This is a genomic window from Mycobacteroides sp. H001, from assembly GCF_001440005.1.
Taxonomy (GTDB): Bacteria; Actinomycetota; Actinomycetes; order Mycobacteriales; family Mycobacteriaceae; genus Mycobacterium; species Mycobacterium gwanakae.
The window spans coordinates 126,209-141,328 of the sequence record NZ_LJYH01000038.1; the positions used below are offsets into that span (position 1 = coordinate 126,209).

Here is a 15,120-nt window from a genome sequence, read left to right on the forward strand (position 1 = left end):
GATCGATGACCAACTGGTTCCTGGGATGGAACTGCGGTAAAAGGCTGCAAAGCAACGTCTTTCGAAGCATGCGGAATTGAGCGGGACGCCGGCTGGGCGGATTACCACCAGCCGACTCTGGGACGTAGGGACTAGGCGTTGCGGGCATTGATGCGATCAACCTGCTTCTGGGCAAGCTCCTGCCACAGCGCAAGGTCCGCGGGCTCGTCCCCGGTGGGCTCCAACTCCAGGTAGCCGAGAATGCCGCCGGTGACGTACACAACCCCGGGAGTCGGCAGCTGCCCTTCTTTCTTGATCGTGAAGATCTGGGCGACTTGTGCTTCGACTCCACGCAGCCGCATAGGGCTGGGGTGGGCGCCATACTCGCCGGGCCGAAGGCCTGTGTCCGGGCAGCTCGCCAGGATGGGGCCCAAACTTGCGACAGCGGCGCGGCCCACCTGTGGATCATCGAGGCTAACCAGCACCGAATACGCGATCGTACGCTGCGATCCATCGGCTGCGATCCGACTGATATCGCCCCGGTAGGCCACAGCATCCGCGGGCATCTTCGACACCGAATCAGCGATGGCGGCGCGGCACGCAAGATTCAACTCGTACTTGCCCAGCCCACCGCCCAACTTGCTACCCGTCTCATACACGTCGACGCTGTAGCCCGGCAGCTCATTCAGGACCAGACTCGCTGATGCCGTCGCGGCACTGGCCGATGGCAAGTTTCCAAAGGCCACTAGTACCCCGGCCGCAGCCATGCCGACAATTGCTTGCCCAAAATTCCGCATAGGCCACTGCCCCCTAGTCTATTCTCCTGCCAGAACCAATCGATATTAACTGATTGCCAGTCTCAGTGGACGTCAGCGGATATTTATGGCTTACTGAAGAGAATTCGCCACGTGTCCATGGCGGTGTGAAATCCAGCGGTGGCTGCAGCTCGATCGCTACTTCGAGGAGCTGTGTTGTCATCTCGTTTGCCACAGAAGCAGGTCGGTGTGGTTGGTGCGACCACCTGCTGTGGATATCCATCAGAAAACGCAGGAGTTGCCCGGACGTTTCGATGATTGAACTTTTGTTTGAGCGTGGCGCTAATTCGAACACGAGCGAGTCAGGCAGCCAACCAGACTCCAGCCAGGAAGTAGCCCTCGGCGTCGCGCCCGCAACCGCCACAGTGCCGATAAGGCCACTTGGGGCGCCGAAATAGCCATCGGCAGAAGGGGTTCCATCGAGATTAAGAAGGTGCTCACAGCGGTCTTGCTGCTCGCGGGAATCGCCGCAGGCATCTACTTGACCGGCATTGGAATCGTATTGCAGGGCTGGGACGAAGCCATGCGCAGGTTCGAGCGGCAGCCCACCGCATCGTCATACCTGTGGTGGGGAGTAAGTGCCTTCGGGCTGGCCCTGATAGCGGTGTGCGTCTGGGGCGGCATGCGACCACTGCGTCGGCGGTGCAGCGATGCCGATGTTCGGTGTGCGCCTCGCATCTGCGAGTAGTTGTGCTCGGGCTTCGAGCAGCGGGGGATAGAGCCACCAGAATACGGCCATGCCCGCGAAGATGGCAGCGTTGTAGACGGTTACGAAGCTGATCGTCGCTCCGGTGGCTGAAATACCCACCTGGATAAGGACGTTGACGGCCATGGATCCGATCAAGAACTTGCGCACGACGGGTGTCATCATGCGCAGTTGACGATCAATCGTGTTCTGGGCCAATCGTGCTGCAGCGCGCCGGATCGTCGGGTCGGCAGGTATCGGCCCGGACAGGACGGCTTTGGAGGCCTGCCGGTACTGGGCGGGTGTCAGGCCGTCGAACGCCTGGTACAGCTGCGGTGCCCGGGACCGTGCGGCCAGAGCCCACACCAGCCCGACGACGAGCGCCACCACGGCGATACCGATCCACCAACCGAGCCATTGTCCCTGTTCGTCTTCGCGGTTGATGATCGCCACAGGAACGCCCGCTGCGATGAAAATCAGGGCTGAATACGCGAGCCACTGAATCGGCCACGGGGCAAGCGCAAGTCTTATCCACACCAGCACAGTGTAAGCAGACAGCAAATTTCACGATGTGAGAGGATGGCAGACGGCTGGGCGATCTGCCTGCAGTCGAGGAGGAGGGGCGGGCATGAGTAGGGCAGAGACCGGTGTGTGCTCGGTTTATAGAGCACTTGCGGTGGGATTCGTTGGCATCGTGGTGGTTTCACTAGCGCTGGTCAGTCCTTTCCCGGATGCCGCTGCGGCACCGCTGGTTCCAGATATCGACTCGCTGATCGACGACAGCGGACCGCTGCCCTCCAGTCCCGCCGACCTCAACGCGGTACCCACCCTGTGGTTCAGCACGGCGACCGGGCTGTTGTGTAAGGAGCAGACCGTCAAGGTGACGCACCAAGTCGCATGCGCTGGGGACCTGCCCGGACAGCTCACGGGAACGCACATCGTGGATCTACAGGGGGTTTACGACCGGGGCCTTGGACCCGCCCGGTTCGTTGCCAAAACCTCGGAAGAGTTCTTCGGCGACACCGCCAACGAGGTGCCCGTCCAGCTTGCCCCGGGCCACAAGATCGTGTTCTGGAGCTTCCCGCCCTCGAGGTCTCTTGTGTGCGGAGTGCCGGCGTCGGCGGACTTGGTCTGTGTCCTTAAAGCGCCACACGAAATCAGCTCTGACGCAGGCCCGTCGGTTACTCACGGTTTCGTGATCGCGGCGCCCAAGAGCTGGGTCTTTTAGTTTTCACGCTTTTTCTCAAGGAGTTTCGCTGTGCAGATGCGGATGATTGGGTTGCCCTGGTGGGCACGGTGGGTTTGCACGTCCTTGTTGATGGCACTGGTTATGAGTCCGCTGCTGCTGACCGTCCCAGGATTGGACTTCAGCCCGGGGTGGACCGGGGCAATGATCGGGATTTGCGTGGTGGTCGCGGCGATATCGGTCGGATACCAGGAAAAGGCGCATCGCGCTTACTTAGCGGTACTCAATGGCGTTGGTTCTGCGCAGCGCGGCGCTGTCGTGAAGGCGTTGTGGCGCCGACAGATACCGGCTGATCCTGTTGTGCTGGATGCCGCGATTCGGCTGGGCGAATCCCTGGGCACGGTCCGCAACTACTCTTCGTCGTCTCTGCGGTGGTCGGTGATGTGGATCGGAATGGTGCTTTTTCAGATCTACCTCACCCGCAGTGCCGTAAGTGCTGCCGGATGGACCTTGTGGGCCTACCTGCTGGTGCCGCATTTCTTGTCAGATTGGTACGTCGGGTACCACCAGGAACGCCATGTTGTGCTCCTTCAAGCTACGGCAACCGGGCAGAGCACAGACAGCGGTCCATCTCTGGGGAAGCGAGAGCGGCTGTGGCTGGTGGTGATTGCACTGGGTCTCGTTGCGTGTGCTACCGCGTTCGCGGTGACCTATGAGCGGGAATGGCCCAGGCGCGACTGCAACAAAACATTCAATGTCACGATTGCAGTACGGGAACGAAATCAGCTGACTAACGGGCGGCTGATTGCGCAGGGCGGCCCTAGCGTTGCTGACTACGAAGGGTGGTCCGATCAACTTCAGCGCGAAGCTGCCAAGTTGACAACCCCGGATGTGGCCCCACGGGTACGCCGCATCGCGGATATATCGGTGCAGGTGACGAACGTGGTGCGTAGCGCGCACGCGGCTGCCCCGACCAGTAGTGCTGCAGAGGTCGCCGACCAGGAAGCGGCGTATCAGAAGGTCATCGTGCAAATGCTCGACGAAGTAAAGGCCGTCAAGACCTTCTGCTGGGGTGAATGAGAATCAGATTCTGTGCGCCCCGATCGTATGGCTGGACCGATACCAAAGTCTTTGGGAGTTGGACATTTTGAGCGCTAGAACAGCCCTCATCACAGTCTTGGCGTTCGCGGCCGGCCTCGGGTTGAGCATGCTGCCGTGTTTGATCGTGGCGGCGGTGTTGTTCCCGTTCTTCTGGTCCGAAGCCCTGTATTTGGGATTCTGGATCACCTTGGGTATCAGCGTGATATTTGCGATCGTGGCTGTGGCTCGCAGGGGCCGGTTCAACGAACGGCTCTGCTACTGGCATGCCGTGTTGGCCGGCCTATGTTCTGCCACGTGGGTTCATGGCAGCGGACGCGGCCCTTGAGTACGGCTTACATGCACTGCGCCGTTGAGCGCGACAGAATTCATGTTGCCTGTCAGGAGGATTCACGGAATTGGAACCGTCCGCTGCCTGTCAGGTTGGTGCCCGGCAGTTACTGTTTGACGTCGAAGAGTCCGGTGTGCTTGAGCTTAACCGCGTCCCAGATGCAAATAGCCCCCAGCGTCAGCGGAAACAGGGAATACGCGAACAGTTCGCGATCGCGGTAGTGAAGACTAGCCCAGAGTCCGAGGCCGCCAAAGGCAAGTACAAGAATAGCTGTCGCCACCCTGCCGCGAAACGAAAACAGTCCACGGCTGGGACCAGAGATTGTGACTGCCGTCGGATCTGGTTGCGTGGGGTGATTTTCCAGCGGATATTGCGATGGATCGTGCCGGCCGGCGGCGGAGGATGGCGTGATGCCATCGGTGTCAATCGGTAGGGGATTTTGGCGCGCGGCGTCGGTCAGTAGCACTGAACGCGCCTGCAGTAGAAGCGGATTGATCCAGCTGCGGGCACCGAGGACCCCAAACAACGACGCTACCGCATACCCGGCCGCGTGGAACGTATGCCCTTCGGCCAGGGCAATCATCACCACGACACCCACAGCCATGAGGATTATCGAGACGGTGCGTTCGCGCATGCCTTGAGCGGCACGCAGGCGGGCCAGCCGGGCCGCTGCGTGCAATATGGCCAGATCGCTTGGAGGCGGACCAATTCGCAGCGCCTTGGATACCTGCCGGTAGTTGCGCGGCGTCACACCAGTCAACAGCGGAGCGACTTCACGGCGATTCCGTCGCGCTGATACCGGTCCCATGACCAGACCGAACAAGACAGCGGTGATGACAACTTGCAGCCAATCGGGCCGCGAATCGGTCGCCGCGCCATAGAGCGCCCACAGGACGAAGAAAAGCACGGCGTGCACCGGGGCTTGCACCCACCACGGAGCAAGTATTAAACGTAGGCGCACAAAGCGAGTATAGCGATACAGCAAATATTATACTGGTGGGATGGGCATGTGGTTCACACATGGAGTTAGGTGATGAGAGCTCCAGAACCGGACTTCTACATGGCCTTGATGGCCGCGGTGTGTGGAGGCATCGGCCTCTTGGCAGAGCCCCGCGAAAGCACTGTCCAGAAGTGGCTCTACTGGGCCGTCGCCTCGGCAGTCGCGACCGTCTGCATCTCGTTGGCTCTCAAAAGCGTGCTCGCCGGATTGGGGCTTGGCGCGTTCGTGCTCCTCTTCCTGGCCATGATGTACCTGCGGTACAAGCTCTAGTACCGCCGAGCGGTGAAGGGCAAGGGTGCGCCCTTAGATGCTAATTCGCCTTCTAGCGCATACTTGTCGGTGAGCAAGGTACGGGTTCTGCGGCTACGGCCCCACGACTCGTCTGACCCCGGTTGATGGCTACGGCGCGCCGGGGTTGCTCCATCGGCTCACACCGGGCCCGTACCGCTGCGCCATTCCTTCGAGCCACTGTCTCCCAATGGGATTGGCAGTATGGATGTACACACGCTCTGGCCAGCTGTCGCGTTCGGCGAGCCAGTGCACCACTGGCCGCGTCGTGCATTCGCCACCGAGATCAGCGCATCAGCAGAGGTTTTCGCCCAGACCCAGCAGTCGGGAGCCTCACGCTTGTCGTTCACCCATAGCTTCATAAGCTGATCCTGCCGGGTGCCCGCCCAGGCCGGTGCCGATTCTCCGCACTGCGCACGCGCGCGTCGAGTAGGTCGATGATGGTTGGACACGGCTCCGCGTGTTCATAAGATCTTCGAAGTACCCAGGTACACATTTGATTTCGCGACGTAGAATGCACGAAACCATGCGGCGCTTGAGGGCCTGATCGAACATTGGACGTGGAGTCGTGTGAGTATCGAGAAGCCTACGAGCTGGGAGACCTACGAGGAAGTAGCCCGCTTGCTGTTGGACAAGATCGGCGATGCACTCGGCCTTAGGCTCGAAAGCATTGAGGGGAAACAGACACTTGTCGGTGCGTCGGGCACCAAATGGGAAATCGACGCCAAAGGCGTCAGTGCTGACGGTGAAGCGGTAGTCGTCATTGAATGTCGGCGGTACCCGAAGAGCAGTCTGAAGCAGAGCGACATGGCAGCGTTGGCCTGGACCATCAACGACCTCGGTGCGTCAGGCGGGATTGTTGTCACTCCCATCGGTGTCCAAAAAGGTGGCCAACTCGTTGCAGCGGCGGCAGGTATCAAGGTTATTCAACTCGACGCGGACTCAAGCACCGAGAGCTACTTGCTGAAATTTCTAGGCGATGTCTTTGTGGGCCCGGGTAGAGCCCACCTGACATTGATGGGCGGTGTTCCCGAGATCCGTGTCGCGCCTGCCAAATCGAATGAATGAAGAGGACTCGAGACGATGAGTTCCCGGCTGGGAGCCCGCTCTGGCGCCGCCTGCCAACGGGAGTTTGACTTCACCGGCCGGGGCAGCTGCTCGTGGTGGATGTTCTACTGGCGCCGCGATTTCGAGTACCGCCGCGCGGTGGTGCGCACCGAGTTGCGGTTGGTGTCTTGGAAATGGAAATGTGGGGAGAGACGGGGACGCGGGGTTCGGGATGTGACGAAGGTGCCGAGTGTCGGCGGGTTGTCGGGCACGCGCTTGTAGGCTGCCGCGCATGCCCGACGGTGCCGTGTTGATCAATCTCCCGGACGGACAACCGAACCACCGCTTTATGCGGTACGTACGCCCTCCCATCAGGGATGACAGCGATGACCCGCCGCTCTACCCTCTGCGCCCGGCCACCCGCCCCCTGCGTCTTGGGATCGACGTCACTACCATCCCTGCGCCGCCGGCCGGAACTTTCTCCACGTTCCTCCGCCGCGAAGAGCTCGATATCCAACTGCTGGTGCCGCAGGACGTCGAGGTCCCCGAAGCGTGGACACAAGCACTCCGCGATCCACTCGTTCGGCAAATCGGGTTCACCACTGTCGAAGAGGCCAACCGTCACCTCGACAGTGTCGAGTTCTGGGTGGCGACCGATGGAGGGAGGGAGCACCCCCGGTTCCGGGCTCACTTCTTCCCTGACTATCAACAGCTCGATCAGCAGCAAGCCACATCCGGCTCGGCACCGCTCACTCTCGCGCAACGCAACCGAGCAGCAGCGTATGCGGCAGCCGCAGCGGTGGTCGGCATAGACGCAATCGTCACTACGGCGCCGACCGTCGCCCGCTGCGATGTCACGGACAACGACATCGTCGCGAGCGTCACCCCGGAGGACGCGGTGGCCCTGATCGGGCACCACCTGCGGATGACCAGCAACTCAGTGGTGCAGGTGCGCCGCGGCGGGCTCGTTGGCGTTGGTTCATGGGAGCAGACGGAGTCCACGGCCACGATCGAGAACTTCTACGACTGGGGCGTCGGAGCCCGGATGCCCTACTTCGACTGCCTGCACCTGTTCATCGCACGCCGGATGGGCGGACCCGAGGTCGTTGCCGCGGTCAACTCGATCCGGGTCCGCCTCTGTCGCGCCACCCGCGCCCTCGACCAACTACTCGCCGTTTTGTCGAACCCGATCAGCGGCAAGCGGAGCGCCGACGTTGTGGAAGCTGCCGCGGAGGCTTTCGACCGGCAGCTGCTCTACCTCGCCGCAGCCTTCGATATCTACGGCCGCCGTTTCCTGCTGCTGATCGATCCGGCCCGGGATCCGAAGAAGTATCGGCTCTCCCTGGACGCCGGCGGCTACGTGACCGACCACTTAGTCCGGGAGTACCCAGCCGATGCGCTCGCCGAGGTCGAGCGACTGCACGCCTACGGCGGGATATGCAAAGTGCTCCGCAACCACATCCACGACGGGATCTTGCCCGTCGATCAGCATCCGGGACGCGGTTACGGCAGCACGAAGAACATCGCCCTGAACCTCGACGCGATGCCGGAGCTGCTCCCCGGTGCCAGCCCGAAGTTGACACAGACCCACTACGACAGCCTCGGTGTGTGGCGCGCGGATCCAGCTGAGGTGTTCGGTACCCGGCACACTGTCGCCGATCTGGCGACGGCGGCTGTCACACTGATGAGTGCTGGCACCGGGCTGATCGAGGCGTTCACCGAGCTGATCTTGCGGAACAAGCCACTTGCAGCGTCGGCCCCGCATGCGATCCTCGGTTGCGTGCAGACGAAGCCCGGCGAACCCGAGCCTCGGCTCGACGCGCGTGAGCTGTTCTACCGGTCGCTGTTCGCGTGGCCTAACGTCTGACCGCTTCGCTCGCCGCTGTCTGGGTCCGCCATCTCATGCCTCGCCGAGCGCCGTCTGTCCGGGCATCCCATACTCGACCTGTCGCGAGGTGGCGAAGTCGAAGGTGACGGCGCGGCTTCCCGCCCATCGACGGCCCGCTAGTCGCGGCCACGCGGCGGTGACGGTCGGCTTCGCCTGCGAGGGATCATTGCGCGCGACGACGCACACGTTAACCGACTCGCCGGGTTCTATCGCCGCGATGGTGTTGCTCCACAGCGGGTAGTCGGCCTCGACCGGTTGCCCGGCATAGGGCTTGACACCAGAGTTGCCGATCCACACCCGCGGCCGGCACCGCTCGCCGGTCAGCTTTACGTCGTGCGCTGTCCCGTCGCCGTGGTTGGTGAGGCGCACCCACCCCAGCGGCATCCAGTCCATGCCGGTGAAGTTGCCCTCATTCTTTCGCGTGACGCGCTCCATATCCTCGACAAGTGCCGTCGACGAGGACAGCCGCAGGTCGGGCCGGGGCCCGACGACGAAACGGTTCACGAGCACCGTCACGATGGCGCCGGCCGCACCGGAGGTCGCGATGGTGGCCCAGATCGGCAACTGAGACATGCCAGGAGCTTATCGGCGCGGGCAGATATGCAGCCGCCGCGCGAGCCTGGTCGAGGTGTCGGTACCCCAGCCTACGCTGCGCTGATGACGCGCAACCGAAACCAATCCCGCAAGCCGAAGGCCGCGGCTCCGGCCGGCCCGCGACTGGCGCGCGAACTGTTCTCCGAACTCAATGCGACTTTCTACAAGGACGACCCGAGCGAGTACTTGCTGACGAAGATCGAGGCCGTCACCTTGATGTTGGCGCCAGCCGAGGTCCTCGCCCCCGCGTACGAGTCGGAGCGGGTTGTCGGTGTCTCCCGCCGCGCCGGTGCGCCGGTCCCGTCGAAGGAGGCCCGCGACCGCTACGTCCGCACCGAGTGCGTGCTGGTCTTGCACCACGCCTGCGAGATGCTTCTACGGCTGTTCTTCGCGCACGTAGAGAAGCAGGACTGCCCGTGGCTGGGCATGGCGGCGTCCGTGAACTTCGCCGAGTTCAAGAAGAAGATCGACACTGTTCTGCGAACCGGATTCGACCGCAGCGACGTGGCCCTGGTGTTCCTCGGCGGCACGGACCCAGTCGACGCGGCACTCACCGTGGAGCCCGAAGAGTTCGACGCGGCGGTCACCGCATGGCAGCTGCTCCTCGAGACCGCCGCTGACACCATTCTGTCCGAATCGTTCCTGTACAACTCCGCGAAGCACGGTCTCACCGTGGTGCACACCGCCGAGAGCACTCGGATGGCGTTCACGCCCCCGGTGGCGGAGACCGCATCCACCTGTCGGCGGGTTCGCAGCTGACGTACCTGCACAAGCCGGCGACTCCCGGAGCGAAGAGTGGGCCGGAATGGTGGGTGTCGCTGACCCATACCCTCCCTGATCAGGACATCGAGACCGCGTTTCTAATCCACTGCGCAGTGTCGTCGTTGTGGAACGTCGCCCGGCGCCGCTACACGGGGCAAGCCGGCGAGGTGTCGATCGTCGAGGCCGCCGCTGTGCGCGCCGCTATCTATGGCCCTGTCGTAGCGGAGGGGTCCGTCATTCGGACCCTGTCGCACGAGTTGACGAAGAAGGATCTTCAGGGGGAGTTCAGCGGTATCAACATGAGGATGACTGGACCAGGTCTGCCCAACGAAGACGACCGGGATTCCGAGTACCTCGACGACAGATCGCCACCGCGGCGTGTTGTGCTACCGGTCCGGCAACAGGACAAGCAGGTCATCAGTACCTCGAGGAGAAAGCTGCTCCCGTTCTCGCCGAACTGGTCCTCGCGGGTGTGAGCGGCGCAAGCTGACTCGATGTCGAATATCTTGTCCGCTCCGCCCGCCGCTTCCCACGCACGCCGATGACCCGCAGTTGACCCATTCACCCCGACGGAACCCGAACTCAGCGATGGATAAGCCCAGCTCAGCGAGATCGGCGTAGCTCCGCGAGCTGGGCGAATACTCGATTGGCTTTTTTACACACCAGCGGTCGGGGGTTCGAAACCCTCCGCGCCCACCAAGGTTCTTGCAGTTCAGAAAGGTTTCGGAGGACTCTTACGGGCTTTCTGGGCACATTTTGGGCACATTCGATTTTTCTCCGTGCCGTGTGTGGAGCTGTTCTGCGAGGGTGTCCAGGTCGGCATCGAACAAGTCGGAGTAGACCCGAAGCGTGACCGAAGGATCCTTGTGACCGAGCATCCGCGCAAGTACGAGGACATTGCCGCCCGCTGAGACGGTCAAGTTCGCGCAGGTATGGCGCAAAGCGTGCGCAGTCGTGGAAGCGTCGATGCCCGAGCGTGCGACTGCCCTGGCGAACCAGCCGTGCGGAGTGCGATTCTGTCCGCGCATTGACCCATCCGAGCGCGGGAACACCAAATCCTCAGCACCTTTGCCCTTGCATTGCTCGGACAACTTGTTCAGCACGAACTCGGGGACAGGCACGCTGCGGGACTCTTTGCCTTTCGTTTCACCGATGACGCATTCAGTGCCAATCCACACGGCGTTCCGATGGACCGAGATGCGTCGGCGCAGGAACTCGATGTCCTTCACACGCAGGGCGATGAGTTCTCCCCACCGCAAGCCACAAAACGCAAGCACATAGACGATAGTCGAGTTGTCTGTGGTCAGGCATGCACCAGCCAGAGCATCCACGTCGTCTGCGGTGAGGTAGACGTGCTTCTTCCCCCGCTTCTTGGGGAGGTTGTCGATATTCCGCGAGGGGTTCGACGCAATGCGACGGGCCTTCACCGCGTCATCGAGTATCCCCGCCAAGATATTGTGTGCGCGAATGGTCACAGTCGCGGACTTTCCTCGCGACAGTTCGGCGATCCAGGTCTCAACCTTGAGAGGGTCGATGTCACTCAGTTTAGTGGCACCCCAGCGGGGTTCGACGTGGACGCGCCATGCGATTTCCAGGGTGTGTGCCCATGATGGGGACACCAGGGGCTTCTTCTTCTCCAGCCAGTCGGGTCCGAGTTCCCCCACCGTGATCAGGCCCAGCGACGGAGCCACGTATGCCCCGGTGAGCTTGTCCACCTCGACCGTGGCGGCGAATGCCTCGGCGGCACGCTTGGTGGTGAATCCGCGCTTCTTGGTCTGCTTGCCGTTGGGTGCCCGATAGCGCACCATGTACCGCTTGCCGTCGTTGACGGTGTAGCTCTCGATGGTTGCCATGTCCTTGAGACTATCTGCAGGTTATGCCGAGTCGCGGGTTTCTACAGTGCCCTGGTCGAGCCAGGAGTCCAGGTCGGCGTGGGTATAGCGAATAAGCCGCCCGACCTTGCGGAACCGTGGCCCCTCACGCAGGTAGCGCAGGTCCGCGAGCTTCTGCTCGGTGACCTTGAGATAGTCAGCAGCTTCCTCGGGGGTCAGCCACTGGCGAGGAGCTTGGGCGAGGACGGGACGCAGCTCCTCAACTACGTGTGCGGCTATTGCCTGTACCAGGGCAGCATCGACCACCGCGAGGTGCGAAGTCGGTGTGCTCCTGGACATTCATCTAGCGCATCACACATTTCGATTTTCACCCCTCCAGATGACACGTTCTGGAGAAATTGGTCGAAAGAAAGTTTCTGAATCCTGTTGACTCCGAAGCGAACAGGGGGAGTGTTCGACTCATGGTGACACCGCGCTACCTGGTCAACGATCAGCCCCAGAAGATGGGGTCTCCGCTGTGCTCGATGTGGTCGAGCAAGTCGTTGACGTTCGGTGAGGGTGACAGGCGTTTGTATGCGTGGAACCGCAGATGCCGGTCGCGCCAGTACAAGCTCCACAGTCCGCTGGCGGCGGTGTACCGCAGGCGAGCGATGGGGAACCGTGTCCACGTGGCATCCGAGTCATCCCACGGTGGACGGACTTCGACGATAGTGATGTGACGGTCTGCGATGTCACACTGCACTTGCAGTTCGTTCCAGAGATGCTCGGGCACCCGCTCGCGGCACCACCGCCCCACACGCAGAGCATCCAGTTCAGGTATCGCCATAGAGTGAGTATCCCAGAACCCGCCCTGACCAGCGGGGGACGTGCACCCCTCTCGATTGCCCCTGTCTCCCAGTGCCTCTAGCGTCGGGGCATGTCCGAAACACCCACCACGCGAGCGCATCTGATGTCGCTCACGGCGCTGTTCGATGAACCGAAACACGTCCACGGCCCCGACGCCCAGCGCTGCTCGGCAGCCGAGAATCCCGAGGCATGGGCTGTCCTGACAACGGGCTGGTCTCAGGTAGTCGGGGCTGCTCGAACGATCCAGTCCCGTCACGCCGCTGACAGCGGGGAGCATGTGTTGTCCATGTGTGCCGACTCGGCACGTGAGGCAGCGGTGTCCGAGTTGCGCTGGGCGTGGGCTCGATTGGTGAACAAATACGTCGAGGCGGTGAGCGCTGATGTCTGATTCGGAAGCTCCCTTGACCCCCATGGAGCGCCTGGTCATCGCCGCTCTCTATGCCCGTCTGACTGTCGTCACACCCTGGCTCGACTCGGGTCTCACATCTAAAGATGTGTTACGCCCACAACAACACACGGAGGACGGGATGAATCAGCAGGTCGAGCGGTCTCACATTTCAGTGTCACATTCCATGTCGCACAATCAGTCTCACAATGGTGCCGAATGAGCACGGCGACGTATGTCCGAGTGAGCACGGGGCACCAGTCGGTCGAGCAGCAGCGCGACCTTCTGGTCTCGGCGGGCGTGCAGGCTGACCGTGAGTTCTGTGATGTGGCGTCGGGGCGTGCTGGGAGCGAGCGTCCTGGCTGGGCAGACTGTCTGGCGTGGCTCAGAGAAGGTGACGTGCTGGTCGTAGCTGCCGTTGACCGTATCGGACGTAGCGTGCGTGAAGTCGCTGCCGCCCTAGCGGATTTGACGGACAGGGGGATTGCGCTGCGGAGCCTGCGGGAAGGCGTGGATACTTCGACTCCTACGGGGCGCGCGGTCGTGCAGATCATGTCCAGCATCGCTGAGTTGGAGTTGGAACTGGGCAAGGAGCGTCGTCAGTCCAGCAGGGAAGCGCGCACTGCTCGGGGTCTGCCCGCTACCCGACCACCGAAACTCGATGTAGCACAGCAAGAACGGCTTATTCGGCTCTACCAGGGTGGTGAGCCCGTGAGTGAATTGATGAGCTTGTTCTCGGTGTCTCGTGCCACGGTGTTTCGGTACGTGAAGCAGGTGGGTTGACCCAGTGAGAGCCGCTGTTGTCGGGGAATGGATTGTTGTCACTGGAGGCTGGAATCTCTTCCGCTCGATGCGAGAGCAAGTGTTAACGCCCGAAACGGCGCGACAGGCAGCCACATGGTGCGAGGGGTTTGGTGATTATGATTCGGCTAGCGAATTGCGTTGGGCTGCTGGGGAAGCCGAGAAATTTTGTTCCGAGGACGAGAGCGGGGACGGGCAGGCTGCCGCGCAGACCGACCTCATCGCGCGGATTGATGCGCTGCTCAGTGCGCCGTACGCGGGATTCGACGCGATGTCGTGGAGTCCGATGTCCGAGTCCGAGAAGGCAAGGATCCTCACAGGCGAGCAAGACGAGCGTCCGAGAGAGTGGATTCATCAACAGATTCACGCCATTCCCGTTGAGCAAGTGTCCGAGTGGACGACCTGGTGGGATGGACTGTCAGAGGATGAGCAGGAGGCCACGCCCTGGTACGTGGTGTGTCACGAACACAAAGTCGCTGGTGAGCGCTCGGTGGATTGCGGGTGCGGAAATCCCAGTAATTCCAACGATTTCCGGTAATATGCGGGAGCATGGTGAGAAGTCCAGTTCCGTACTTCGGTGGAAAAGCCTGGCTGGCCGAGCGGCTGGCTTCGGTGTTACCCGCACATAAACACTACATCGAAGTATGTGGCGGGAGCTTGGCCGTCCTGCTGGCCAAGAAGCGGAGCAGGCAAGAGACGGTCAACGATTTGGACGGTCATCTGATGACCTTTTGGCGGGTGTTACGTGACAGGCCCGGCGACCTGGAACGGGTGTGTTCTTTGACCCCTCACTCACGGGCTGAAAGGGCTCTGGCACAGGAGATTTCGAGTGAGTTGGACGAGTTGGAGATTGCGCGGCGGGTGTTCGTCGCACTGACGCAAGGGCGTTCGGGCTCTCTCACTCGCACGGGTTGGCGGCACGATTTGCGGCCTGTGAGCACCCCGATGCCCGTCACCCTGCAACGGTACGCTGGACGAATTGGTGCTGCCGCCAAGCGGATTCAGCGTGTGAGCCTGGAGTGCCGTCCCGCTGTCGAGCTGGTCGAGGCGTACGGGAACGACCGTAACACCCTGTTGTATGTGGACCCGCCGTACGTAGTGGACAAGGGGATCAGGAGGGGCGGCGAGTACAGAGTTGAGATGCGGAGTCTGGGGGCTCACCAGGAGCTGGCGGAGGCGTGCCTGGCGGCGGACGCGGCGGTCGTGGTGTCGGGCTACAGCTCGGAGTTGTGGGACTCGGCGTTGGCGGACTGGTATCGCTGGGAGATTCCGATGATCACGTCGCAAGGGTCGGGGGACGGTCGGCGGACAGAAATCGTGTGGAGCAATCGGGTGTTGGAGGGGCTTGGCGAGGCGGGTGAGTTTCCGTTACAAGGGGAGGCTGGCGTTACGGAAACGCAGCACCGCTGCTTGGGCTGTCAAGCGGTGTTACGACACCCGAAACGGGGTCGTCGGCGGCGCTGGTGTTCCGAGGCTTGCCGGGTCGCCGGCTGGCGTGCACGGCGTGATGACGAGGGTGCGTCGGTCGAGGGCGGCGAGGCTGCGGGATGAAGCGGCGGGCTGCCTGATCTACTGGAGGGGTG

20 protein-coding genes and 1 pseudogene are annotated in these 15,120 nt (G+C 62.1%); 13 read left to right on the forward strand and 8 right to left on the reverse strand.

The window, feature by feature from the left end; translation table 11 throughout:
- Positions 1-131: 131 nt before the first annotated feature.
- On the reverse strand, positions 132-776 hold the full coding sequence (locus AOT83_RS19030) for a hypothetical protein (RefSeq protein WP_057964047.1): 645 nt from the start codon (positions 774-776) through the stop codon (positions 132-134).
- A gap of 574 nt (positions 777-1,350) precedes the next feature.
- Positions 1,351-2,016, reverse strand: a complete 666-nt coding sequence (locus AOT83_RS19035) for a hypothetical protein (RefSeq protein ID WP_234797624.1) — start codon at positions 2,014-2,016, stop codon at positions 1,351-1,353.
- A gap of 91 nt (positions 2,017-2,107) precedes the next feature.
- On the opposite strand from AOT83_RS19035, the gene AOT83_RS19040 reads away from it, so the two are divergent.
- The 3 genes and pseudogenes from AOT83_RS19040 (at position 2,108) to AOT83_RS19050 (ending at position 4,119) form a co-directional block, all read left to right on the forward strand.
- Positions 2,108-2,707, forward strand: coding sequence for a hypothetical protein (locus AOT83_RS19040; RefSeq protein WP_057964045.1), 600 nt, complete (start codon positions 2,108-2,110; stop codon positions 2,705-2,707).
- A 102-nt stretch (positions 2,708-2,809) separates the two neighbouring features.
- The gene (locus tag AOT83_RS19045) at positions 2,810-3,745 is read left to right on the forward strand and encodes a hypothetical protein (RefSeq protein WP_234797623.1); all 936 of its coding nucleotides are present in this window, start codon (positions 2,810-2,812) and stop codon (positions 3,743-3,745) included.
- A 97-nt stretch (positions 3,746-3,842) separates the two neighbouring features.
- Positions 3,843-4,119, forward strand: a pseudogene (locus AOT83_RS19050) (hypothetical protein).
- Between the two features lie 81 nt (positions 4,120-4,200).
- On the opposite strand, the gene AOT83_RS19055 reads toward AOT83_RS19050, so the two are convergent.
- Positions 4,201-5,001 carry a hypothetical protein gene (locus tag AOT83_RS19055; protein WP_057964124.1) on the reverse strand — a complete coding sequence of 267 codons (801 nt, stop codon included), beginning with the start codon at positions 4,999-5,001 and terminating at the stop codon, positions 4,201-4,203.
- A 126-nt stretch (positions 5,002-5,127) separates the two neighbouring features.
- Here AOT83_RS19055 and AOT83_RS19060 point away from each other — a divergent pair, with 126 nt between their 5' ends.
- Positions 5,128-5,364: a hypothetical protein gene (locus AOT83_RS19060; RefSeq protein ID WP_057964044.1), complete on the forward strand. Its 237-nt coding sequence runs from the start codon at positions 5,128-5,130 to the stop codon at positions 5,362-5,364.
- A gap of 129 nt (positions 5,365-5,493) precedes the next feature.
- On the opposite strand, the gene AOT83_RS28445 is transcribed toward AOT83_RS19060, so the two are convergent.
- Positions 5,494-5,640 (reverse strand): hypothetical protein, encoded by a 147-nt coding sequence (locus AOT83_RS28445; RefSeq protein WP_346424259.1) that lies wholly within the window; start codon positions 5,638-5,640, stop codon positions 5,494-5,496.
- A gap of 312 nt (positions 5,641-5,952) precedes the next feature.
- On the opposite strand from AOT83_RS28445, the gene AOT83_RS19065 reads away from it, so the two are divergent.
- The 3 genes from AOT83_RS19065 to AOT83_RS19070 are packed head-to-tail and all read left to right on the forward strand — an operon-like array spanning position 5,953 to position 8,296.
- Positions 5,953-6,450, forward strand: coding sequence for a restriction endonuclease (locus AOT83_RS19065; protein ID WP_057964043.1), 498 nt, complete (start codon positions 5,953-5,955; stop codon positions 6,448-6,450).
- Positions 6,451-6,465: 15 nt separating this feature from the next.
- The gene (locus AOT83_RS27660; protein WP_131726943.1) at positions 6,466-6,711 is read left to right on the forward strand and encodes a hypothetical protein; all 246 of its coding nucleotides are present in this window, start codon (positions 6,466-6,468) and stop codon (positions 6,709-6,711) included.
- 10 nt (positions 6,712-6,721) lie between these two features.
- Positions 6,722-8,296 carry a hypothetical protein gene (locus tag AOT83_RS19070; protein WP_234797620.1) on the forward strand — a complete coding sequence of 525 codons (1,575 nt, stop codon included), beginning with the start codon at positions 6,722-6,724 and terminating at the stop codon, positions 8,294-8,296.
- 33 nt (positions 8,297-8,329) lie between these two features.
- On the opposite strand, the gene AOT83_RS19075 is transcribed toward AOT83_RS19070, so the two are convergent.
- Positions 8,330-8,890: a hypothetical protein gene (locus tag AOT83_RS19075; protein WP_057964042.1), complete on the reverse strand. Its 561-nt coding sequence runs from the start codon at positions 8,888-8,890 to the stop codon at positions 8,330-8,332.
- Between the two features lie 84 nt (positions 8,891-8,974).
- Between AOT83_RS19075 and AOT83_RS19080 the strand changes: the two genes are divergently transcribed.
- Positions 8,975-9,670: a hypothetical protein gene (locus AOT83_RS19080; protein ID WP_057964041.1), complete on the forward strand. Its 696-nt coding sequence runs from the start codon at positions 8,975-8,977 to the stop codon at positions 9,668-9,670.
- Between the two features lie 53 nt (positions 9,671-9,723).
- Positions 9,724-10,149 (forward strand): hypothetical protein, encoded by a 426-nt coding sequence (locus AOT83_RS19085; protein ID WP_057964040.1) that lies wholly within the window; start codon positions 9,724-9,726, stop codon positions 10,147-10,149.
- Positions 10,150-10,407: 258 nt separating this feature from the next.
- On the opposite strand, the gene AOT83_RS19090 is transcribed toward AOT83_RS19085, so the two are convergent.
- The 3 genes from AOT83_RS19090 to AOT83_RS19100 form a co-directional block, all read right to left on the reverse strand.
- On the reverse strand, positions 10,408-11,526 hold the full coding sequence (locus AOT83_RS19090; RefSeq protein ID WP_057964039.1) for a tyrosine-type recombinase/integrase: 1,119 nt from the start codon (positions 11,524-11,526) through the stop codon (positions 10,408-10,410).
- Positions 11,527-11,547: 21 nt separating this feature from the next.
- Positions 11,548-11,844: a helix-turn-helix domain-containing protein gene (locus tag AOT83_RS19095; RefSeq protein ID WP_057964038.1), complete on the reverse strand. Its 297-nt coding sequence runs from the start codon at positions 11,842-11,844 to the stop codon at positions 11,548-11,550.
- A gap of 151 nt (positions 11,845-11,995) precedes the next feature.
- Entirely contained in the window at positions 11,996-12,331 is a 336-nt protein-coding gene (locus tag AOT83_RS19100; protein WP_057964037.1) for a DUF3024 domain-containing protein, read from the reverse strand.
- Between the two features lie 90 nt (positions 12,332-12,421).
- Between AOT83_RS19100 and AOT83_RS19105 the strand changes: the two genes are divergently transcribed.
- The 4 genes from AOT83_RS19105 to AOT83_RS19125 all read left to right on the forward strand — a co-directional run bounded on the left by AOT83_RS19105 (position 12,422) and on the right by AOT83_RS19125 (position 15,088).
- The gene (locus AOT83_RS19105) at positions 12,422-12,739 is read left to right on the forward strand and encodes a hypothetical protein (protein ID WP_240482994.1); all 318 of its coding nucleotides are present in this window, start codon (positions 12,422-12,424) and stop codon (positions 12,737-12,739) included.
- 216 nt (positions 12,740-12,955) lie between these two features.
- A complete protein-coding gene (locus tag AOT83_RS19115; protein ID WP_057964035.1) occupies positions 12,956-13,519 on the forward strand; it encodes a recombinase family protein in 564 nt (187 codons plus the stop codon).
- Positions 13,520-13,523: 4 nt separating this feature from the next.
- Complete coding sequence (locus AOT83_RS19120) at positions 13,524-14,075, forward strand: hypothetical protein (RefSeq protein WP_131726942.1); 552 nt, start codon at positions 13,524-13,526, stop codon at positions 14,073-14,075.
- 11 nt (positions 14,076-14,086) lie between these two features.
- Positions 14,087-15,088: a DNA adenine methylase gene (locus tag AOT83_RS19125; RefSeq protein ID WP_082628293.1), complete on the forward strand. Its 1,002-nt coding sequence runs from the start codon at positions 14,087-14,089 to the stop codon at positions 15,086-15,088.
- Positions 15,089-15,120: the final 32 nt, after the last annotated feature.